15 protein-coding genes are annotated in these 22942 nt (G+C 64.6%); 5 read left to right on the top strand and 10 right to left on the bottom strand.

Annotated features, from left to right (window positions below):
- Positions 1 to 118 precede the first annotated feature (118 nt).
- Positions 119 to 1228, top strand: coding sequence for a Rieske 2Fe-2S domain-containing protein (locus FSY59_RS00925; RefSeq protein WP_003057373.1), 1110 nt, complete (start codon positions 119 to 121; stop codon positions 1226 to 1228).
- Positions 1229 to 1402: 174 nt separating this feature from the next.
- On the opposite strand, the gene FSY59_RS00920 is transcribed toward FSY59_RS00925, so the two are convergent.
- Together FSY59_RS00920 and FSY59_RS00915 are read right to left on the bottom strand one after the other, a co-directional pair.
- Positions 1403 to 2128, bottom strand: a complete 726-nt coding sequence (locus FSY59_RS00920) for an EthD domain-containing protein (protein WP_148728306.1) — start codon at positions 2126 to 2128, stop codon at positions 1403 to 1405.
- On the bottom strand, positions 2125 to 3420 hold the full coding sequence (locus FSY59_RS00915; RefSeq protein ID WP_050785786.1) for an MFS transporter: 1296 nt from the start codon (positions 3418 to 3420) through the stop codon (positions 2125 to 2127). The genes FSY59_RS00920 and FSY59_RS00915 overlap by 4 nt, the downstream gene beginning before the upstream one ends.
- Before the next feature lie 285 nt (positions 3421 to 3705).
- On the opposite strand from FSY59_RS00915, the gene FSY59_RS00910 reads away from it, so the two are divergent.
- From FSY59_RS00910 to FSY59_RS00900, 3 genes are all read left to right on the top strand, one after another.
- On the top strand, positions 3706 to 5421 hold the full coding sequence (locus FSY59_RS00910; RefSeq protein ID WP_148728305.1) for an amidohydrolase family protein: 1716 nt from the start codon (positions 3706 to 3708) through the stop codon (positions 5419 to 5421).
- 80 nt (positions 5422 to 5501) lie between these two features.
- Positions 5502 to 6857 (top strand): MFS transporter, encoded by a 1356-nt coding sequence (locus FSY59_RS00905; RefSeq protein ID WP_051962136.1) that lies wholly within the window; start codon positions 5502 to 5504, stop codon positions 6855 to 6857.
- Between the two features lie 209 nt (positions 6858 to 7066).
- A complete protein-coding gene (locus FSY59_RS00900; protein ID WP_253279269.1) occupies positions 7067 to 7462 on the top strand; it encodes a hypothetical protein in 396 nt (131 codons plus the stop codon).
- 96 nt (positions 7463 to 7558) lie between these two features.
- Here FSY59_RS00900 and FSY59_RS00895 read toward each other — a convergent pair whose 3' ends face one another.
- The 7 genes from FSY59_RS00895 to FSY59_RS00865 all read right to left on the bottom strand — a co-directional run bounded on the left by FSY59_RS00895 (position 7559) and on the right by FSY59_RS00865 (position 19556).
- Positions 7559 to 9166, bottom strand: a complete 1608-nt coding sequence (locus FSY59_RS00895) for an AMP-binding protein (protein ID WP_255439083.1) — start codon at positions 9164 to 9166, stop codon at positions 7559 to 7561.
- Positions 9167 to 9383: 217 nt separating this feature from the next.
- Positions 9384 to 10742, bottom strand: coding sequence for an MFS transporter (locus FSY59_RS00890; RefSeq protein WP_148728303.1), 1359 nt, complete (start codon positions 10740 to 10742; stop codon positions 9384 to 9386).
- A gap of 135 nt (positions 10743 to 10877) precedes the next feature.
- Positions 10878 to 13307 (bottom strand): acyl-CoA dehydrogenase, encoded by a 2430-nt coding sequence (locus tag FSY59_RS00885; RefSeq protein WP_148728302.1) that lies wholly within the window; start codon positions 13305 to 13307, stop codon positions 10878 to 10880.
- A gap of 28 nt (positions 13308 to 13335) precedes the next feature.
- Positions 13336 to 15054: a GMC family oxidoreductase gene (locus tag FSY59_RS00880; RefSeq protein ID WP_148728301.1), complete on the bottom strand. Its 1719-nt coding sequence runs from the start codon at positions 15052 to 15054 to the stop codon at positions 13336 to 13338.
- An 86-nt stretch (positions 15055 to 15140) separates the two neighbouring features.
- Entirely contained in the window at positions 15141 to 17300 is a 2160-nt protein-coding gene (locus tag FSY59_RS00875; protein ID WP_148728300.1) for a 3-hydroxyacyl-CoA dehydrogenase NAD-binding domain-containing protein, read from the bottom strand.
- Between the two features lie 17 nt (positions 17301 to 17317).
- Complete coding sequence (locus FSY59_RS00870; protein WP_003057389.1) at positions 17318 to 18523, bottom strand: acetyl-CoA C-acetyltransferase; 1206 nt, start codon at positions 18521 to 18523, stop codon at positions 17318 to 17320.
- A 289-nt stretch (positions 18524 to 18812) separates the two neighbouring features.
- The gene (locus FSY59_RS00865; RefSeq protein WP_003057392.1) at positions 18813 to 19556 is read right to left on the bottom strand and encodes an SDR family NAD(P)-dependent oxidoreductase; all 744 of its coding nucleotides are present in this window, start codon (positions 19554 to 19556) and stop codon (positions 18813 to 18815) included.
- Positions 19557 to 19739: 183 nt separating this feature from the next.
- Between FSY59_RS00865 and FSY59_RS00860 the strand changes: the two genes are divergently transcribed.
- Positions 19740 to 20873, top strand: a complete 1134-nt coding sequence (locus FSY59_RS00860) for a CaiB/BaiF CoA-transferase family protein (RefSeq protein WP_148728557.1) — start codon at positions 19740 to 19742, stop codon at positions 20871 to 20873.
- 219 nt (positions 20874 to 21092) lie between these two features.
- Here the strand turns inward: FSY59_RS00860 and FSY59_RS00855 are convergent, their stop codons facing one another.
- Entirely contained in the window at positions 21093 to 22544 is a 1452-nt protein-coding gene (locus tag FSY59_RS00855; RefSeq protein WP_144244986.1) for a sensor domain-containing diguanylate cyclase, read from the bottom strand.
- Positions 22545 to 22942 lie beyond the last annotated feature (398 nt).

Below are 22942 nucleotides of genomic sequence, written 5' to 3'. Positions count from 1 at the left end.
CCCTGGGCAGTTTGCGCCAGCTCAAAAGCGCTCCGGCACTCGTCCAAACAGAGTATGCGCGGCGGCGCCGCCTGCCAGAAGATGCATCCGTCCAAAACTAAATACGGAGACCTCTGCAATGGCAACCACGAAGGACTACCGCCTCGGTGAATTTACCTACCCGCGTGGCTGGTTCATGATTTCCGAGGCCAGTGCGCTCGACACCCACAAGCCCGTGGCCGTGCGCTTCTTCGGCCAGGATTTCGCGCTGTACCGCGGCCGCGAAAGCGGCAAGGTCGTGCTGCTGGACGCTTACTGTCCCCATATGAAGACCCATCTGGCGGCGCCCAACGCCACCAGCTATGTAGTCATCGACGGTGGCGGCAGCAACGTGGAAGGCGACGGCATCCGCTGCCCCTACCACGGCTGGCGCTTCGGCGCGGACGGCAAGTGCAACCACATCCCCTATCACGACGGCGCCATTCCGGCTGCGGCCGCGGTCAAGAGCTGGAAGGTGGTCGAGCAGTACGGCGCCATCTGGGTCTGGTTCGATCCCGAAGGCGGCGAGCCCGACTACGATCTGCCCACTTTTGGCGACTGGCATGACGAGACCTATGTCAACGGTCAATGGGACTACCTGGGCGAGTTGAACCAGCATCCCATGGAGGTCGTGGACAACATTGCCGACTATGGTCATCTGAGCCCCATCCATGGCTCCACCGTGGCGCGCTTCGAGAACGAGTTCAAGGGCCACAATGCCATCCAGCGCCAGTGCGGCGGTCACCGCACCCTGGTGGGCGAAGGCGGTGCCAGCGCCGATCTGCACACCGACACCTGGTACCACGGCCCCGCCATCCTGGTCTCCAAGGTCAGCGGCATGTTCAACTCCTTCATGATGATCATGCATACCCCCATCGAGGACGGCAGGATCAAGGTCTGGCACAACCTGCTGGTGAAGACCGCGCATGGCGGCCTGCCCACCAAGGCGGACGAAATTGCCGCCAAACAGTACCAGGAGGCCAGCCGCCTGGCCTTTGCCCAGGACTTCGAAGTCTGGTCGCAGAAGGCGCCCTGCCTGAACCCGCTGTTCATCCCCAGCGACGGCGCCTTCCTCAAGGCCCGCATCTGGTACAAGCAGTTCTACAACCCGCGCACCAAGACTGCCGAGTATCTGGACCAGTGCGAAGGCAGATACATTCCGCGCGGCATGGTGGCCTATACCCAGGAAGCCGAGGAAGTGACAGCCTGATCTCCATTGACTCCAAGGCCAAAGGCCCATGCGCTTGCATGGGCCTTTTTTGCAGGGTTGAAGACCTCTCCCTGAAAACCATAGCTGCCAGCGCTTTATCTTCATGGAAATTCAATACAAAGCATATTGAATTCCTTATTCATAAAGCGTAAGAAGCTACTATTTTTCAAGTCCTCAAGATCTGGCGTGCGTCACCTCTGTCAGCATGAAGACATGTTCGCCCCAGCCAAACTCGCCGTCCTGCGCACGGGCCGATACATCGAGTGACACCGCTGCCGCCTGCGCCTGCTCCACCGAGTCAAACCACCACTCAACCACATGGCGGTAGCCGTAGCCGGAAGGTGGTTGCTCATCGATGGTGTTGCAGACAATGCGGCTGGCCAGCCCCAGAGCAACGCTTTGCCACTGCAGTGGACAAATCTCAGGCAAGGCCGCAGCGCCGCGCCAGACGTCGCTGCGCTGCAAAAAGCCGATCAGCATGACTTGTTTGTGCTGCGGCAAGACATCTACGCACAGGCTGCCGCGCAACACCTGCTGACGGCACAGCAGCGAGAAATTGCGCACATAGTCGGCAAACACGCGCGGCTCGTCGGGACGCATGATGGCCAGAGTTTCCGGGTCGCACCAGATCGCAGAGCCGGCTTCGCGCTCGGCCAGCACCATGAGATTGACGCCGTCATGGTCCTTGCTCAGGGCTGCGGCATGTGCCTGTAGATGTCGTGAGCACTGGGCCACGGCCTTGACGCGCTGGCCCACGTTGCGGCACAGGCGGCCCAGCGCGGAATGCTCGCGCCAGGCCTGCGCAAACTCCTCTGGGCGCAGCGCCGGATTGCGCCGCGCCAGATAGATCATCTTCCAGACGGCACCGCCGCCCTGCTCGCTGGCCGCCTGCCTCTTCATGCGGCAACGGCCACTGGTGCGTGGGCCCTGCGGTAAGCCCCCGGGTAATGCTGGAGGGCCCGGTAGAACGCCCACACCGCCGGCACCAGCGTGCACATCATGATTGCCATGGCATAGCGCAGGCCTTCGCCGGGTGCGACGCTGTTGAGCACATCGCTGAGCCAGCCGGCCACGATGGGTCCCACGCCGTTGCCCAGCAAGGCCCCGGCCATCAGCACCATGGCGCTGGCCGTGGCGCGCCGCTCGGCGGCAACGACCAGGCTCAGGGCCGCATAGGTGGCCGGTGCCCACCAAGCCGTGAAGAAGGAATAGACCAGCATGCAGGCCATGGACAACATGAATTGATCCGAACCCACCAGCAGATAGCCGAAACCCAGCACCATGGCCACAGCGGTGCCGATCACGGGAATACGGATCTGCCAGCGCACGTCGCTGCGCGCCAGCCGGTCCGTCAACCAGCCCGAGAACAGACTGCCAGAGACCGAGAGCACAGCAGCCCCTGCGGAAATCGAGCCTGCCTGCTTGAGGCTGAGATCGAAGCGACGCGCCAGCAAGGCCACATTCCAGGCGCCGATCGAGATTCCCGCGATCAGCACGCAGGCTGCACCCAGAATCAGATAGCGGGTCACGGGCTCCTGCCATATCAGGGCGACTGCAGAGCGGGACTGCTGCCGGCCTTCCTGTGGTGCCGCGCCCACCTGTCCGACCGTGCGAACGGGTTCGCGCACACTCAGGCGCAGCACCAGGGACAGGAGCATGATGGCCACGCCGATGACGACCATGGTCACGCGCCAGCCCCACAGCTCGGCAAACAGCGGCCCCAGCAGCAAGGCCAGCAGGGCGCCCATCGCATTGCCGACGCCGAAGACACTCATGGCACGCGAGCGCTCATGGGGTTTGTAGAGATCGGCCAGGATGGACATGGAGGCCGCGCCGCCACCGGCATCTCCCAGGGCAGCGCCGGCGCGCGATGCCGTCAGTCCGCCAGAGCCGGCGGCCAGCGCGCCCAGTGCTGCCACCGCGCCGCCGGCGCCCCGGCACCAGGCAATCAGGCTGCGCCGTTCATGGCGGTCCGCCAGCCGCCCCAGAGGTATGCCCAGCGCAGCAAAGGTCAGCGCAAAGCCGAGTCCGGTAATCAGGCCGATCTGCAGGTCCGAGAAGCCGAACTCCTGCTTGATGGGCTGCAGCAGCACGGCCAGGATCTGCCGGTCCATGAAGGTCAGCGCGGACAAGGCCGTCAGCAGCGCCAGCACATACCCTCTCGATGGGTTCTGATGATTTGGTTGGGTCATTGTTTTCTTGGTTTTTGGCATCACGCAGAAGCTCTGGCCGCTGCTCGCGCCCTGTGCGCTGCACGTCCGGCACGGCGGCAGTCTTTCGACCCGTCTCGCACCTCGCGGTGCGGCGATATGCCGCCGGCTGCAGCACCGCCCTGAGCATCGTGATGCATGGGCTGCCGCACCCACATCGTCCCAACGGACGATTCCCTAACCCTGATAGGCGTTGCGTGCGGATTGCCTCTTAATGGAAGCTGCTGCGGGCACGGCCGCACACCAGAACCTCAAGGAGACCGACCTATGCAGCAGTTCGACTTGCTGATCCGCAACGGCCGCATCGTGGACGGCACCGGGGCCCCGATTTACCGCGCGGACCTCGGAGTGCGCAACGGGCACATCGCCGCCATCGGCCGGCAACTGGGCGACGCCGTGCAGCAGATCGATGCCGACGGATTGCTGGTGACGCCGGGCTTTGTGGACGTGCACACGCATTTCGACGGTCAGGCGACCTGGGATGAGAGGCTTTGGCCCAGCTCGCAGCAGGGCGTGACCACGGCGGTGATGGGCAACTGCGGCGTGGGCTTTGCGCCCTGCCGGCCCGAAGACAGGGACCAGCTGATTGCGCTCATGGTGGGGGTGGAGGACATCCCCGACACCGCGCTGCATGAAGGTCTGCGATGGAACTGGGAGAGCTTTCCCGAATATCTGCAAGCCTTGGCAGCGCGGTGCTACGACATCGATATTGCCGCCCTGCTGCCTCACGCGCCGCTGCGCGTCCACGCCATGGGCGAACGCGCCATACGGCGCGAGCCAGCCAGCGCCGAAGACATCAAAGCCATGCAGCAACTGGTCCGGCAAGGCCTGGCCGCCGGCGCCGTGGGCCTTTCCACCTCGCGCACCATGGCCCACCGCTCCAAGTCGGGGGACTTCACCCCCATGTACCAGGCCGCGAGCGAGGAGCTGCTGGCGCTGGGACTCGCGCTCAAGGACTACCCGAACAGCGTGTTCCAGATGATCTCTGACTTCGAACACGTCGGCGATGAATTCAGCATACTCACACGCGTCGCTCAGCGCACGGGCCGTGCCGCCACCCTCACCGTGCTTCAGTATCCGCACCGCCCGCAGCTGCACCGCGAACTGCTGCAGCAGATCGAGAAAGCCAACGCCGACGGGCTGCGCATCATGGGCCAGGTGCTGAACCGCCCGGTGGGCGTGCTCATGGGGTTCGAGTGCAGCCTGAACCCCTTCTCCTGCCGCCCCAGCTATGCGGCGCTGGCACCGCTCGAGCCGGCAGAACGCCTCAGGGCGCTGGCACTGCCCGCCACGCGCAGCGCCATCCTCGGCGAGAAGGACCGCAACCCCCATCTGTTCATGGAGTATTTCGGCCAGAACTTCGCGGGCATGTATCCCTGGCGCGGCGAAGAGCCCAACTATCTGCCGCAGGCAGGCGATTCGGTTCAGGCGCTGGCCGATGCCGCCGGCGTGCCGCCGCTGGAGTGGATGTACGACTTCATGCTGGGCCGTGAAGGCCAGGCCCTGGTCTATCTGCCCATGGCCAACTATCTGGACCATGACTGCAGCGCTGTGCACGAGCTGCTCGGCCATCCCCATACCGTACCCGCCTTGGGCGACGGTGGCGCCCATGTGGGCACCATCTGCGACGGCAGCGCCACGACGTTCCTGCTTACCGAATGGGTGCGCGAGCGCGGCCTGTTCAGCATCGAGCAGGCCATCCATCTGCTCACGCAGCGGCCGGCCTCGCTCTACGGCTTTGCCGACCGGGGAGTGCTGCAGCCGGGCAAGCTGGCGGACCTCAACCTCATCGATCTGCAGGCGCTCAGGATTGAGCCGCCGCATATCGCCAGAGACCTGCCCGCCGGCGGCAAGCGCTTTCTACAAGGCGCGCAGGGCTATCGCTACACCATCAAGTCCGGCCAGATCACCTACCGCGACGGCAGTGCCACCGAGGCATTGCCGGGCCGCCTGCTCAAGCGCAGCGAGCTGACGCCCGGCTGAGCGCGCCAGGGCATCCACGGCTTCGAGGCCAATCCGGCGCCTGAGACCGGCACCCGCTTTTCATTCGACAGGAGACCTCCGTGCATATCCCCGTATCCGCCTCCGGAACCGCGCCCCCGGCTCACGAGCAGCCGTCTTCCCTGAGCCACAGGCAGCGCAATTACATGCTGTTGGTGTTGTTCTTCGTCTACACCATGGCCATGGCCGACCGCAACATCATGGGCGTTCTCATCCAGCCCGTGCAGGCCGAGTTCCATATCTCCGACGGCGCCATGGGCCTGCTCACCGGCCTCGCGTTCGCGCTGTTCTACAGCGTGCTGGCGATACCGTTCGGGCGCTATGCAGACCGCTCCAACCGGCGCAATCTGGTTGCCTGGTGCTGCCTGGCCTGGAGCATTGCCACGGCCCTGTGCGGGCTGGCAGTGGGTTTCTGGACGCTGGCCGCTGCCCGCGTGGCGGTGGCGATCGGCGAGGCAGGCGGCAGCGCGCCGTCGGTGTCGATGATCGCCGATGCCTACCCTCCAGAGCAACGCAGCCGCGCCATGGGCATCTATATGCTGGGCGCGCATTTTGGCGTGCTGTTCGGCCTGGGCGCAGGCGCCTGGATTGCGCAGGAATACGGCTGGCGCCATGTCTTCATCTGGATGGCCATTCCCGGCATGGTGGTGGCCATGCTGCTGCGTCTTACCTGCATGGAGCCGCTGCGCAAGCCCTTGCCGCATGCGGATGGCAACATATCCCGGGCCCAGGAAGGATTTCTGCAGGTCCTGCAGTCGCTGCGTCGCAACCATGCCTTTGTCGGCATTGCCACAGCCGGCGTGATACTGACCTTCGCCGGTCAGGCCATAGGCATCTGGAACACCTCTTTTCTCGTGCGCTCCTATGGCCTGAGCCTCAAGGAAGCAGGTGCCATTTTTGGCGTTCTGGGTGCCAGCGCCGCCGTCACCGGGGCCCTGTTCAGCGCATGGCTGACCGACCGTCTGATCCGGCACGATGCGCGCTGGCAGCTATGGCTGCCTGCCATGGGGGTGCTGCTTTCCATCCCGTTCGGCATCTACTTCTACCTGGCGCCTGCCGAAGGCATCTGGCCGCTTTGGGGCCTGAAAGTGCCGCAGGCCATGCCCGCCTATCTGGTGTTCGGCGTGCTGATGAGCTTCTGGGTTCCGCCCACCTATGCGGCACTGACCAATGTGGTGGCCTCCACACGCATGGCCACGGCGATGGCGATCTTCGGACTCTGCGCCTCTGCCGTGGGCGGAGGACTGGGGCCCTTGGTCGTGGGCCTGATCAGCGACGGCCTGACGGCCAGCTACGGCAAGGAAGCCCTGCGCTATGGCCTAGTGGCCATGGTCGGATGCTGTCTGCTGGCCGTGCTCTGCTACCTGCTCTCGCTGCGTGACTATGTGCGCAGGGTCCAAGGCCATCCAGATACCTGAGGCACCCGAGCAACTGAGCAGCCGCCAGCGCCCCGGCCATCTGCCAGGCCATGGCCGGCCCGGGCGATCTCGCATTCCGGATCGCAAAGCCGTCGCTGGCTGCGCCGGGCGGTGCCTGGCCGAGACCGGCGATATAGTGGCTGCGTCAATTTCCGGGCCTACACGCCATGTACCTGCGCAAGCTCTCTATCCCGCTTCAAGCATCGCTCATGCTGAGCTGTTTCGCCATATCCTGCAGCGCGCAGGAGACTGCCGCCTGGGACCAGCAGGCCACGGGCCGCACTTCCATCACCAGACTGGGCACGATTGACTACGAGGTGGGCTACAGCAGCGTCGGCTTTGACCATTTCTCTTCTGAAATCGTGGCCAGATGGAATGACGGGGGAGCGCAGGAGCAGACGCTGTATGAAGGCATTTACGACAGGCCGCCCGCCAAGGTCTGGGGGAGCGGGTCCCATCTGTGCGTGGCCATGCAGACCTGCGCACGCTATTCGGATCGCTGCAGCCGGTATGTGATTGCACACCGCTATGACGCGCAGGCAAAGGCATTTGTGGCACTGAAGTCCGAGAAGACGGCACGCCGGATCTGCGCTGCGGCACGCTGAAAAAAAAGAAGGAGGCCGGGGCCTCCTTTGAATCCCGTCGTCAGGCGCGACGAACAGGGTATTCCTTCACCGTCTGCAAATGCTCCTTCTTCTCGCTCAGGCTGTCGCGGCAGTCAGCGGCTCATGCCCGGCCACATAGGCCTTGGCCCAGCGGTAATCAGCCTTGCCTGCCGGGCTGCGCCTGACTTCAGTGGCCAGATACACAGCGCGCGGCAGCTTGTAGCCCGACAGATTGCTGCGGCAGACTTTCTCGAACTCCTGCAGATCGAATTCGTGGCCCGGCTGCACCTGCACCACGGCCACCACCTTGCTGCCCCAGCGCTCGTCCGGAACGCCCACGACCACCACATCCTGAACCGGCGGGTAGCGGCGCGCGGTTTCCTCCACCTCCTCGGGGTAGACCTTCTCCCCCCCGGTGTTGATGCATTGCGAGCCGCGGCCCAGCACCACATATTCACCCGTGGTGTCGATGCGAGCCCTGTCCCCCGTCAACACCCAGCGGCTGCCCTCGACCATGACGAAGGTCTCGGCCGTTTGCGTGGGATCGCCGTAATAGCCCAGGGGCATGTGGCCACGGCGCGAAAGAATGCCTTCCTCTCCGGGCTGGCTCAGAATGCGCAGGTCCTCGGAGATCACACTCAGGTCGGGACGCGGCGCGATGCGCATGAAACCTTCGCCCTCGGGCGTCTTCTCCCCCCCGCCCAGAACGCCGGATTCGGAGCTGGCCATACCGTTGTTGAGCACCAGATGCGGCACCTGCAGCAGCAGCCGCTCCTGCAGATGACGCGAGAACACGGCACCGCCGTTGCCGAAAATCATCAGCGACTTGAGCGGCCATCGCCCAGGGTTGTTCTCGAGCGCCTGGATGATGGGCAGGGCCATGGCATCGCCCACCACTGCCATCACATTGATCTGGTGATGCTCGATCAGATCCAGCATATGCACGGGATCGAAGTTCTTGCGCTCGTTCACATAGACGGGGTGCCCGGAAAACAGGCTGATCAGGGTCGCCCACATGGCCGCGCCATGCATGAGCGGAGCCGCCGCCAGATAGGCCAGCGCCGGGCCGTTGGGCACCAGTTGCAGCAGCTCCTCGGGTGTCTCGATGGGGGGGCGGCGGAAGTAATAGCCGCCACCGCCCAGGGCCCCCATGAACAGCGATTTGTGAGGCCACATCACGCCCTTGGGCAAGCCCGTGGTGCCGCCGGTGCAGAGCATGAAGATATCGTCGTCGCTGCGCTCGGCGTCCGTGAGTTCCCGGGCGCCTTCGGCCAGCACCGACTCGTAGGGCTGAACGCTTCTGGGCAGGCCATCGCGCACAGTGCCAACCCGCAGCGCAAGGCGCAGCGTGGGCACCCGGGGCATGACTTCCAGCACCGATGCATCGAAGTCCGCGCCATAGACCAGGGCTCGCAGATCCAGGCTGTTGAACAGTCCCTGCAGCTCATCGGCCACATAGCGGTAGTTGACGTTCACCGGCACGGCGCCGATCTTGCTGCAGGCAAAAAAGGCCTCCAGATACTCGGCGCAGTTGTAGAGCTGGATGCCGACGTTGTCGCCCCGCCCGATGCCGCGCGCGCGCAGCGCATTGCCCAGCTGATTGGCTCGCTCGTCGAGCTGCTTGAAGCTGAGCTTCTGGTCGCCGCAACCGAAGGCCGTGCGATCAGGTACGGCCTGTACCACCAGCTCAAAAATATCTGCCAAATTGAAGGTCCGCTTCATCTTCCTGTCTCCGTCTGTCCTTGAGTTGTTCTGAATTCACTGTGTCTGCAATCGCTCTCATGCTCGGCGGCTGGCCTGTGGCATCCATCGTCCGCTTGAACTGGGGACAGACCCTTGGTCACTGGCGCGCCAATGCTCGGACCCAACGGCCTGTGCTGCCAAGAGCGCCAACCCTGGGGCAGCTTTGCTGCAATGCCGCTCAAGCCGTCTTTCCTGCTGCAAGCTGCGCCGCGTAGTGCCTGATGACCCAGACATAGATTCCCACCGCCAGCAGATAGAACGCCAGCATGCAGACCAGCGCCCAGCGCAGTGACTCCTGCCCGTAACCAGCAGTGAAGGCATCGCTGAGCAGTCCCACCGCCAACGGCCCCAGGCCGCCGCCGACAGCCGTCAGCAGCAGGTTGTAGATGGACAGCGAGGTCGCCAGGCGATGCGCTGCGATCACATTGGTCAGTGCCGCAAACACTGGCGCCGCCCAGAAGCTGGAGAAGATGGCAAACAGGCCATAGAAGGCCACGGCATGGGGAATCTGCAGCCCCGCAAGCTGCCAGCTCTGGGGCGAGGTGTTGAGATAGAAGGCCAGCCCCAGCGGCACCGAGATCAGCGTACCCAGAATCGGCATGCCCACCTGCCAGCGCTTGTCACGCCTGGCCATGAGATCCGTCAGCCAGCCGCTGAGCAAAGCACCAGCGATGGCTGCAGGCCCGCCGATGAAGCCCATGATGGCGCCCGCATCCTTGAGCTGCAGACCATGCGATCGGACCAGAAACGCCGTGTTCCACATGCCGATCGCATAGCCCGAGAACGCCATCAGCATGCTGGCCAGACCCAGGCCCACAAACGCCTTGTTGCGTGCCAGCGCGGCCATGACATCGCCAAATTTTTCGACGGCTGCCTGTGCCGCCGGGCGCCCGTCCTGAGCCCCCCGCTCGGGCTCACGGCAGGTCAGGCGCAGCAGCAGGGCCACCAGCACGCCAGGCAAGGCCAGCCACAGGAAAGCCGAGCGCCAGCCGTAGTGCTGGGCGATCCAGGCGCCCACGCCGAGCCCCACCAGTGAGCCCAGGTGCGGGCCCAGGCTGAACACGCTCATGGCGCGGCTGCGCTGCTCGGGCGGATAGACATCGGCGATCATGGTGGTCGATGCCGCCGTGCTGCCCGCCTCTCCCACCGCCACGCCCACACGCGCGGCCGTCAGGCTCCAGAAGCCCATCGCCATGCCGCACAGCCCCGTGGCCATGCTCCATCCGGCGCAGCACCAGGCAATCAGGTTGCGCCGGTTGCAACGGTCGGAAAGGCGGCCAAAAGGCACGGCCAGAATGCTGTAGAACAGCGCAAAGGCCAGACCCGTGAGCAAACCCATGGCGCTGTCCGAAACCCCCATCTCCTGCTTGATGGGCTGAATCAGCACCCCCATGATCTGGCGGTCGATCATGCTCACGCCATAGACGAGCAGCAGTACCAGCAGCAGATAGTGACGTCGCCAGCCCGTCACGTTGCCAAGCGGCTGCCGATGGGCCGAAGCAGCTTGCGACACGCGGGTCGCAGCAGATGCACTCATTTCCTGTCTCCTCAAGAACGTGATCTGCGCCACGTTGAATCAATGAAGGCTTGCCCCCGGCACAAGAGCCGGGACAAGAGCGGGGCACAAGAGCCGGGCACAAGGGCACAGCACATGCTGCTGCGCCGCACCGGATCACCGGGCCAGCAGTTCGCAGAAGGGAACATCCCTGTCGCTGCGCGGCTCGGCGGCCAGCCCCAGCACGCGCTCGCCAATGCTGTTGAGCACCACCTCGTCGGTACCGCCCGCAATGCGCATGCCGGCAGAGCCAAACCACAGACGCTCCACCATTGCAAAGCGCTCACCCAATCCGCTGGCCGCCAGTTCGCTGGCCGTCAGCACGCCGCGCTGGCCCAGCAAGTCGATAGCGAAGTAGCTGAAGGACTGCAGCGCGGCAGCGGCCACGTTCTTGGCGCCGCTCATTTCCGGGCCGGGCTGGCGCCCCTTGCTCAGCGCCGTCAGTGCGCGGCATTGCAGCAGCCATAGCGCCTGCTCTTTCAGATAGAGATCGGCCCAGCGCTCGCGCAGGCGGCCGTCCTCCAGTGCGGGCCGGCCTTCGAAGCGAAGATCGGCCAGCAAGCCTGCCGTGGTGCGCCACAGCTCGGCGGGCATCACGCCGCCAATGGCCAGGCGCTCGGCCATCAAGCCCGTCAGCGTGACCTTCCAGCCACCGCCCAGCTTCCCCACCAGTTGGTGGTCGGGCACGAACACATCCTCGAAGAAGACCTCGTTGAACTCGGACTCGCCGCCGGCCTGACGAATCGGGCGCACGGTAATGCCGGGCGAATGCATGTCCAGAAAGAAGGTGCTCAGCCCTTCGAACTTGCTGGCCTGCGGATCGGAACGGGTCAGCACCAGGCCCCACTGGGCAAACTGCGCGAGCGAAGTCCAGACCTTCTGGCCGTTGATGATCCAGCCCTCGCGGCCATCGGTCGCGCGCTCGGCACGTGTGCGCACCATACCCAGGTCGGAGCCCGCGCCTGGCTCGCTCAGCAGCTGGCACCAGAGGTTCTTGCCGCTCAGCGCCGGGGCCACATGCTGGCCCAGCACTTCGGGACTGGCATGTGCCATCACCGATGGCAGCACCATGCCCAGGCTCACATTGAACATGCCCGTTGGCACTTTGACCTTGCCCTCCTCCTGGCGCCAGATCAGCTCCTGCATGGGCGTGCCGCCACGGCCGCCGAGCACCTTGGGCCAGGTGATGGCGCCAAAGCCTGCTGCCGCCTTCCGGCCTTGCCAGACCCGGGCCGCCTCCAGGCGCTGCGCGGCCGTCATGTCGCGGCCGAAATAGTCGTCGGCGCTGGCCTTGGGCTCGGCATTGGCCTGCAGCCAGGCGCGGCATTCGGCGCGGAATGCCGCCTCTTCGGGCGTGTCCTCGAAATCCATGGACTGGCTGTCGGCCTGCTTCGCGCTCTTTGCAGGCGCCTCAGGCTCAGCTGCGAGAAGCCGCTGCTGCAACTCGGCCGCGACCTGCTCGCGCCAGGCGTGGATACTGCCCAGCTCCACGGCCTGCTGACGCGCGCGGCGATAGAACAGGTGGCAGTCCAGCTCCCACGTATAGCCCATGCCGCCGTGGGTGTGCAGGTTTTCCTGTGCAGCGTCCGACAGCGCCTGGGTGCTGCTCACGCGTGCTGCTGCGGCTGCGCCCGCCAGCTCGGGCGCGCCATCGGCCGCAGCCATGTCCGAAGTCAGCGCCCAGGCGCCGTAGTAGCAATGCGCACGGGCCAGCTGGTTGCTGGTGTAGAGATGGGCCAGCTTGTGCTTGATGCCCTGATAGGAGCCAATGGGCCGGCCAAAGGCCTTGCGCTCCCTGGCATAGCTGCTGGCCATCTCCAGCGCGGCATCGGCCGCACCCAGCTGCTCAAAGGCCAGCATCACGGCCGCGCGATTGCGCACTCGCCGCATGACCTCGGCAGCGCTGCGGCTGCCGTCCAGCTGCTCTGCCTCCGTATGGTCAAAACTCAGGCGGGCATAGGGCTTGGAAGGGTCCAGCGTCCTGAGCTTTTCGCGCCGCACCGAGCCGTCAAACCTGAAGGCCACCAGCACCTGCACCCCCGTCGCGCTGCGCGCCAGCGCCACGCCCCACTGCGCGGCCATGCCGTCGGCCACCAGCGGGCAGTCGCCCTTCAAGGTCTTGCCGTCAAACAGGGGCAGACCGGATGGAGGGACCTGCCCGTCGGCAGGCGCTGCCAGACAGCCAATGCTTCCGCCAGAAACCGGCAGCAGCCATCGCGGGCGCTGCGCAGAATGCTCCTGTGTGGATAGCAAGACGGCCTGCACCGCCAGATACATGGTCGAAGCCAGGGGCACGGGGCTGAGCTGACGACCCACTTCTTCGGCCACCACGCACATCTCCATGGCACCAAGGCCTATGCCGCCGCAGTCCTCGGGCAGCATCAGGCTGCTCACCCCCAGCTGTGCCATGCCGCTCCAAACGCTCTGGGCATGCTCGCCCTCGCCCTCAAGCAAGGCACGCGCCTGCGTCAGCGGCGACTCCCTGGTCAGGAATTTGCGAATCTCATTGCGCAAGGCATTCTGGTCGTCACTGAAATCGAAGTTCATCTTCTGTCTCCACCCAATCTTCCAATATTCAGGCCACGGCGGCGGCTCTTGCGCCATCAGACAGCGCAGCGGCCGCTGCGCCGGACATATCCGACATCCTGTTGGCAGGCGGCGTCAGGCCCAGCACCAGGTCGGCACCCTTGTCGCCGATCACCACCGAGGCCGCATTCGTGTTGCCCGACACCAGATGCGGCATGACCGAGGCATCGATCACGCGCAGACCCTGCACGCCCTTGACCCTGAGGTCGGACGTGACCACGCTCAGCGGGTCGGCCGCATCGCCCATGCGGCAGCTGCCACTGGCGTGATGGCCCGAGCCCAGGTACATGGAGATCCAGTCCAGCAGCTCGTCATCGCTTTGCAGATCAGGCGTCGGACGGGTCTGCGTTTCGATCAGTCCGGCCAGTGCAGGCTGACGGGCAATCGTGCTCGCCATGCGTACACCGTGGAGCAGCGCTTTGCGGTCACGCTCGTCGTGCAGAAAGTTCATGCGGATGCTGGCCAGCTCCTCGGGATGGCGGCTCTTGAGCTGGAGCTGGCCGCGCGAGTAAGGTCGCACCTGGTAGGGCGCCATCGTCATGCCGGGGAAGGCCTCTGTGCGGTAGTTCTTGCCGCTTTGCATATAGCCTTCGATATCGCCGGTCACGGGCAGGCCGTGAATCTGGATGTCGTTGTAGGGCAGGCTCGCATCGCTGCTGAACCAGGCGGCAAACTCCGAAGCCGGCATCGCCATGGCGCCCTGCCTGGTCAGCAGGTACCGGAGCAGCGAAGCGCCAATACCCAGGCCTCTCAGCGAGCGGTTGAGGCTGGGCGTGCCGGCCTTCATGCGCCAGGACATGGGGACAATCGCATGGTCCTGCAGATTGGCACCCACTCCGGGCAGATCCACTTTGACCTCGATCCCCATCTCCTGCAGATGCGCGGCCGGGCCGATGCCCGAGAGCATCAGCAGCTGGGGCGACTGCAGGGCACCGGCGCACAGCAGCACTTCCTTGCCGGCACGGGCAGCGCGGCTTGCGCCCGCCCTGTCCTTCCAGTGCACCGTGCTGGCGCGCAGCCCGTCCAGACCGATGCCGGTGACCAGCAGCTGCATGCGTACATCCAGATTGCGCCGCTGCATGGCGGGCTCGATGGCATTGCTGGCCACCGACGAGCGCCGGCCATTCTTGAGATTGACCTGAAATAGCCCCGCGCCCTGCGGATGGCCGTTGTTGAAATCCCGGCAGGCGGGCAGGCCCGCCTGAATCGCAGCCCGCACCATGGCCAGCGATACCGGGTGCGGATGGTGCAGATTGTTGGCGGTCAGCGGCCCGCCCCGCCCATGCCAGGGCTGGATGAACTCTGCCTCGCTGCGCTGCTGGTCCTCGGTGCGCACAAAGTAGGGCAGCAGCTGCTCATAGCCCCAGCCCGCCGCCCCCTGGGCAGCCCAGCTGTCGAAATCCGCCCGGTCGCCGCGCACATAGATCATGCCGTTGATGGACGAAGACCCGCCCAGGCGCTTGCCGCGCGGCAGGCTGATGCGGCGATGGGCCGCGTACTGCTCGGGCTCTGTCTCATGACCCCAGGAATACTGGGGGCTGTTGATCATCTGGCCCCAGCCCGAGGGCATGGACACCAGCAGATCCTTGTGGCTGGCGCCGCCTTCCAGCAGCAGCACCTTGTGCTCGCGGTTCTCGCTCAGTCTTGCCGCCAGAGTGCCACCGGCCGAGCCTGCGCCGATGACGATGTAATCAAAGATTTCCTCCATGGCCTGTCTCCATTGATTGTTATTGGATGAGTGACTGTGCCGAGCCGGTACCGGGTGGGCGCGCCCGCCCACCCTTTGGGCTCTGGTCAGGCCCTGGCGGTTTTGCCGTAGAAGGTCTGCCCCCTGGCCGCCATATCGCGCAGCAGCTGCGGCGGGCGCAGTTGCTCGCCAAACAGATCGGCCAGACGGTCGGCCTCGGCCACGAACTGCGGCAGACCTATGCCGTCGATAAAGCAGAAGGGGCCGCCCGTGTAAGCCGGAAATCCCACGCCGAGAATCGCGCCGATGTCGCCATCGGCCGGCGCCAGCAGCACGCCCTCCTCCATGGCATGCGCTCCTTCGACGGCTTGCACATAGAGAATGCGCTGCTTGAGATCATGGGCGCTGGGCTGCAGGGCTTTCAGCGGGTAATGCTCGGCCAGGCCTGGCCAGATGCGCTTGCCGCTTTCATCGTAGTCATAGAAGCCCTTGCCCACCTTGCGGCCCAGACGGCCCAGCTCGAACAGCTTGCCGATCACGGGCACGGAACGGCCTGGCTTGTATTCCCCAGGGAACTCCTTGGCCTGGGCTTCGCCCGCATGCTTGGACAGATCGATCGACAGCTCGTCGGTAATCGCCAGCGGCCCCACGGGCATGCCCGCATGCTTGGCACAGTTCTCTATCAATGCCGGGGCAATGCCTTCGGCCACCATGCCGATGGCGTCATCCACAAACGCTCCGATGAAGCGGCTGGTGAAAAAGCCGCGCTTGTCGTTGACGACAATGGGCGTCTTCTTGAGTTGGGCCACAAAGTCCAGTGCCTGCGCCAGCGTGGCATCCGAGGTCTGCCGGCCGCGAATCACCTCCACCAGCGGCATCTTGTCGGCCGGCGAGAAGAAATGCAGGCCGATAAAGCGATCGGGCCGCTCGCTTGCCTGCGCCAGCAGGCTGATGGGCAGGGCCGAGGTATTGCTGGCCAGCACACAGGTTGGCGGCAGCACAGCGTCCAGCTTCTTCGTGACTTCGGCCTTGATGGCGCGGTCTTCGAACACGGCTTCGACCACCATATCGGCATCGCGCAGCAGCTCGTAATCGGTGCCGGGCATGATGCGCGCGAGGATGGCGTCGGCCTTCTCGCGGCTCTGGCGGCCCTTGTCCACCAGCCTGGCCAGCACCTTCTCGGAGTACTGCTTTCCTTTGTCCGCTGCCGCCTGATCCCGGTCCATCAGTACCACCTGAATGCCGCGCTGGGCGGCCACCAGCGCAATGCCCGCGCCCATCATGCCTGCGCCTATCAGGCCCAGCTTGCGGCATTTGAAGGGCTCCAAGCCTGCAGGGCGGTGCATGCCTTTCTCGGCCTTGCTCCTGTTGACGAAGAGCGTGCGAATCATCCCGCGCGCCACGGGGCTGCGCGACAGCGTTGCCATGTACTTGCTCTCGATGCGCAGGCCCTTGTCCATGGGCAGCTGGCAGCCTTCGTAGATGCAGCTCTGAATGCACAGCGGCGCCGGCATATTGTGAAAGGTCTTGGCCTGCAGCAGGGTGTTGCCCACCACAAAAGCCGGGGCCACGCGCGCATCCAGCGGGCCGCCACCGGGAATGCGAAAGCCTTTCACATCCCAGGGCTGCACCGCCATGGGACTGGCCAGCAGCCAGGCCCTGGCAGCGCCGAGCAACTGCTCGGGAGCCACCACCTCGTCCACCAGTCCGGCCTCCCTGGCCTTCACGGCCTGCAGCTGCTTGCCTTCCATCAGAAAAGGCATGGCAGCCAGAATGCCGATCATGCGCGGCAGGCGCTGGGTGCCGCCGGCACCAGGCAGCAAGCCCACTTGCGCCTCGGGCAGGCCGACCATGACCGTGGGGGCATCGGCTGCAATGCGGTGGTGGCAGGCCAGGCAGATTTCATAGCCGCCGCCCAGTGCCATGCCGTTGATGGCCGCCACCAGCGGCTTGCCCAGGGTCTCCAGTTTGCGCAGCAGCCTGGACAGCGATGCGCAGGAGGCGAACAGCTCCTCGATGGGCATGTCCGCCATGGCGTCGATATTGGCCTCCATGCCCATCAGGTCGGCCCCGGCGACAAAGCTGTCCTTGCCCGAGGTGATGATGCCGCCGCGCACCCCATCGTCGCCTTGCATGCGTGCGATACAGGCCTCCAGACTGTCCATGAAGGCCTGGTCGATCACATTCATGGTCTTGCCGGGGTAATCCAGCGTCAGCGTGGCAATGCCGTCCCCATCTACGGCGTAGCGAATGATTTCCGTTGTCATGATTTCTGCTTCCTCACTCACACGCGTTCGATGATCATGGCCGAGCCCATGCCCGCCGCCACGCACAGGCTGATCAGTGCCGTGCGCTTGCCGGTGCGCTCCAGCTCGTCCAGCACCGTGCCCAGAATCATGGCGCCCGTCGCCCCCAGCGGGTGGCCCATGGCAATCGCTCCGCCGTTGACGTTCATGCGCTCATGGGGAATGTCCAGCTCCTCCATCATGGTCAGCACCACCGTGGCAAAGGCCTCGTTGAGCTCCCACAGATCGATGTCCGAAGCCTGCATGCGCGCCCTGGCCAAGGCCTTGCGTGCGGCATGGGCCGGGCCGTCAAGCATCAACGTGGGCTCGGACCCCATACTGGCAAAAGCACGAATGCGCGCACGGGGCTTGAGGCCTTGCCTGGCACCCGCTTCTGCCGTGCCAATCAGCACTGCCGCTGCCCCATCGACAATGCCTGAGCTATTGCCCGCGTGGTGATGGTGATGAATCTGCTCGACCTGCGGATAGCGCTGCAGCGCCACGCTGTCGTAGCCGTACTTCTGGCCCATTTCGGTGAATGCGGGCTTGAGCGCGGCCAGAGATTCGACCGAGGTTTCGGGACGAATCGTCTCGTCTTTTTCCAGCAGCGTCAGGCCCAGAAAATCCTTGACGGGCACGACCGACCTGTCAAAGCGCCCTTCGGCCCAGGCCTTGGCGGCGCGGCGATGACTTTCGGCCGAGTACGCATCCAGATCCTGGCGGCTGTGGCCGCGCAGCGATGCCAGCAGATCGGCCGAGATGCCCTGCATCACGAAATAGGTCTTGCTGGCCAGCTGTGGGTCCTGCGCCCAGGCACCACCGTCCGAGCCCATGGGCACGCGGGACATCATCTCCACGCCGGCACCGATGGTCATATCGGCCTGACCGGCCATGACCTTGGCCGCCGCAAAGCTCACGGCCTCCAGGCCCGAGCCGCAGTAGCGGTTGAGCTGCACGCCGGCCACGCTCTGCGCATAGTCGGCCTGCAGCACCGCCATGCGGCCCACATTGCCACCCTGCTCGCCCACGGGCACCACACAGCCCATGACCACATCGTCCACCGCCGAGGTATCGAGCTGGTTGCGCTCACGCAAAGCCTGCAGCGGCTGGGCCGCCAGCCAGACCGGCGTCACCTCATGCAGTGCTCCATCCGGCTTGCCCTTGCCTCGGGGGGTCCGGACATGGTCGAAGATCAATGCCTCCATCTGCTTTCCTCACATCACCAGGTTGTTATCGAGTTCTTTTTCAGATTGCCATACGGCTTTTTCCCCAACCTACCTGATTCGGACTAGGGGCAGACTATGAGAAAACCCGCCCGCAGCCACCCCTGGTGGCACATGGCTTGCACCTCAGGGCGCGAAAGCCGGCTTGCATCGCAGGAACGCCCGCACCGGAGGCATTGCCGCCTTCGCTGCCACAGCCCGCGGTCTCATGAGTGACAAAAAAAGCCTTCCAGCTTGTAGCACCGGAAGGCTGCGGGCAAGGCTGTCGGGCTCAGGCCACCAGACCACCGCCGTTGACCGGCAGCACCTGGCCGTTGACCCATTCCGCTTCGGTCGATGCCAGATAGCTCACGGCCGCACCCACATCCTGGGGCGAGCCGGCCCGGCCCACGGAAGTGCCTTTTCTGGCGATCTTCTCCGAGCCTTCCCAGTTGTTCATGGTGCCCAGCGACAAGGCGTTGGCCGTCACGCCATGCGGGCCTACCTCGCCCGAGAGATTGCGGATGAAGCCGATAGCCGCCGCCTTGGCAGCCCCGTAGGCGCACAGCCCCATGCCCGTGGCCGTGCGCGCCGCGTCGGAGTTGATGGCCACGATGCGGCCCCAGCCCTTTTGCTGCATGGCGGGCAGCAGTGCCTGACAGGCATGCATCAGTCCGTGCAGATTGAGCTGCAGCCAGGCATTCCATTCGGACTCGGGCGACTGCAGAAACGGCGTGTAGCCCCAGCCCTGGGCCGGAATGCCGGCGTTGTGCACAAAGATATCGACTGCGCCCACCTCGGCCTGGATGCGCTCGACCATGGAAAAGATGGCGGCGCGGTCCGTCAGGTCCGCCGCCTGGGCCGAGGCCTTCCATCCCGCTTCACGCAGCTGACTTGCCGCATTCTGGGCGCGCTCCTGATGAAAGTCGTTCACCACCACATGCGCGCCCTGCACGGCCAGCGCCTGCGCGATGCCGAACCCCATGCCGCGCCCGGCACCACTGACCAGCGCCACTTTGCCATCCAGCCTGAACATGTCTTGCACTCCTTTTTATATGGAATGCCCAGTGTTGGCCCGGCCTGCGCCCCGGACATACTCCAAATGGACGGGGTCAAAACCGGCGGGATCCACAAGATAGAAAAGTCAGAGACACCACAGGAGACCGACTTGAGCACAGAAAAACCGTCCCAGGGCCAGAACGCTGGCCCCTTGTCCGGAATGCGCGTCCTCGAATTTGCAGGCATAGGCCCGGCCCCTTTTGCCGGCATGATGCTGGCCGACATGGGGGCCGAGCTCATTCTCATCGAGCGCAGCGCCGACCATGCAGCGGCATCCCGCTACCCGCGCATGGCGCAGAACCGGGGCAAGAAGTCGATCGCGCTGGACCTCAAGTCCGAGGCCGGACGCGCCGCCGCCTGGAAGCTGATCGAGTCTGCCGACGCGCTCAACGAAGGCTTCAGGCCCGGCGTGATGGAGCGTCTGGGCTTCAGCCCCGAGGAGGTCGCACGCCGCGCCCCCCGCCTGGTCTTTGGCCGCGTCACCGGCTGGGGCCAGACCGGCCCCCTGTCCCAGGCCGCAGGCCATGACATCAACTATGTGGCGCTGACGGGCGTGATGTCCACCTCCATGCGCCCCGGCCAGGCGCCCGTGCTGCCGCCGACCATCGTGGGCGATATGGCGGGTGGCGCCATGTTTCTGCTGTTCGGCCTCATGTGCGCCATGCATGAGGCACGCCAATCCGGCAGGGGTCAGGTGGTGGACGCAGCCATGATCGACGGCGTGGCGGCCATGAGCGGCCTGATGCACCAGATGCGCGGCGCCATGGGCTACTGGAAGGACGACCCCGCGCAGAACCACTTTCTCAACACCTCACCCTTCTACGAGGCCTTCGAGTGCGCCGATGGCAGATACATCACCCTCGGCGCCATCGAGCCGCAGTTCTATGCCTTGCAGTTGCAGAAGCTGGGGCTGCCCGATGTGGACCCCAGGCGCCAGTATCAGAGCGCGGACTGGCCCGAACTCAAGTCCCGCGTGGCCGGGATGGTACGCGGCAAGACCCAGGCACAGTGGTGCGCGGAACTCGAAGGCAGCGATGTCTGCTTTGCCCCGGTGCTAAGCCTGGCGGAAGCCCCTTCTCATCCGCACAACGCCCAGCGCCAGCTGTTTGTCGATCTGGAAGTGGAAGGCAGCAGCCAGCGCCAGCCGGCACCCGCGCCACGCTTTTCGCGCACCCCGGCGCGTCGGCCCACGCCGGGCAGCAGGATCGGCCAGGACACCGATGCCGTGCTCGCATCCTTGGGCTACACCCAGAGCGATATAGCGGCGCTGCGCGAGAGCAAGGCCTGCGCCTGAGCAGCCATCGGGCAATCGGCGAGGCGACCAGCGGTGCGCTGGATGAAAGCTACTTAAAATATAGCTACCATCGCTTTATATGACTAGATTTCAGGTATTTTTCGTATTGAAATCAATGTATATCAAGCGATAGCAGCTATCAATATTCAGGCAACTTGCTTTGCCGGGGTAGACGCTGCCATGCAGGCCAAGCCCCAAGTCACCAGAGCGCCTGTGGCGCTATGCCGCAGACGAGCTGGATAGAACGACCTTGTTGCGCCCGGTCATCTTGGCGCCGTACAGCGCCTTGTCGGCCGAACGCAGGACCTCCTGCACGTCCAGATCCTTGCCCGGCACCCAGGCCGCGCAACCGATGCTGACCGTGATGCAGCCGAATTCGCTTCCGGTGTGCGCAATCGCAAGCTCGGAGACTGCCTCCCGGATGTTCTCGGCAATCAGCGCGCCTCCATCCAGGGTCGTGTCCGGCAGCACCACGATGAATTCCTCACCCCCATAGCGAGCCGCACTGTCCTCGGGGCGCCGGATATTGTTGGCAATGCATCTGGCCACGGTCGCCAGAACCATATCCCCGGCCTGATGTCCGTAGGTGTCGTTGTAGGCCTTGAACCAGTCGATATCCACGAACAGTAGCGAGAAGGCGCTGTGACTTCTTTTGGCCCTGTGCCACTCGTGCTCGATGATCTCGTCGAGCTTGCGGCGATTGTTCAGGCCGGTCAGTCCATCGGTACGCGCCAGCAGCGCCAGTTCGGACTCTGCGCGCATGCGGCGCTTGAGCTGCACTCCGAACGCAAAGGACAGACCGATGAAAGCCATGGTGAGCGTTCCCATGACGGAGGCAATCAGCAAGGCGCGCTGGCGCCAGACTGCGTAGATATCGGAATGCGCTTTCGCCACCATGATGATGAATGGCAAGCTCGGAAGATTCTTGAAGTAGTACGCGCGCTGCGCGCCATCCAGGTAGGAGGTGTCCGAGAAGCTGCCTTCGGGCGCCTGCATGAACTGCTTGAAGGTGCTGGCATTGCGGATATTGCGCCCGATGACCTTGGCATCGAAAGGCTGGCGCATCATCATGGCGCCATCCTTTCTGATCAGGGCCAGCGATCCATGCTTGCCCAGCGAAAGCGCGGAGAACAGCTTCTGAAAATACTCGAGCTGGACATCGATCAGCACAATGCCCGCGAACGAGCCGTCCGCATGGGAGACACGGCGGCTCAGCGGAATGCTCAGCGAGCCGCCATGCAGCGTCGATGAATAAGGGTCTCCCACATAGAGACCGACGTTGGGGCTTTCCTGATGCACCTTGAAGAAATCATGCTCCAGGTAATGCCCGCTCAGCGGATTTTCCGAGCCCGCATTCAGGACCACTCGCCCCTGCACATCGAGCACCAGGATGGAGCCCAGATAGGAGGCCGTCGCGGCCTTGTCGAACAAGGCTGCGTTGCGCACATGCGGGGAGGCGCCCATGACTTCGGAGTCGTTCAGCCCATCGACCACGGCCTGCAGCGACAGCGCATAGAGTTCGAAGTTCCGCACCACGTCGTTTTCGGCAAGAAGCGCCACATTGCGCGATGTCTCTATCGCATGCGCCATGGCATCCAGCCGACTCTGGTAGAGAACAAAGGTGCAGATGGCCGTCATCGAAAGCGCAATGATCCCCCCTACCAGCAGCATTGCAAAGGGAGCACGGGAAACGACGTTGCTGTGATCAAAAGCAGGCTTGCGAAATAGTTTCATGTCGTTGCTGTATTTGAGCGAGACGGTCACATTTCTTCGATGCAGGCAAGCGGGTGCGCTCTTGCGAGACAACACCGTGCACTGGCCTGCGCGCTCCCCATTCTGCCTGTGTTTGCCGCAACAGAGCCAGGCCCTGGCAGCACCGGCCGGCGGCACGCCTGCATGCGACCGCCGGTCTGCCTGCGGCCGATGCCGCAAGCAAGCGGACTGCCAGAACGGCTCAAGAGAGATGGGATAACCCGCAACAAAGACAGGCCTGCGGGCAGGCCAGCACAACAACGTCAGCGCCGGGACGCCGATACCAACCGGCTGCGCAAACCGGATGGCTGCCGTCA

It is taken from the genome of Comamonas sp. Z3, assembly GCF_008121565.1.
GTDB classification, from domain to species: Bacteria; Pseudomonadota; Gammaproteobacteria; order Burkholderiales; family Burkholderiaceae_C; genus Comamonas; species Comamonas brasiliensis.
The sequence above is the reverse complement of the archived record's forward strand: the minus strand, read 5'-3'. Positions and strand labels throughout refer to the sequence as shown.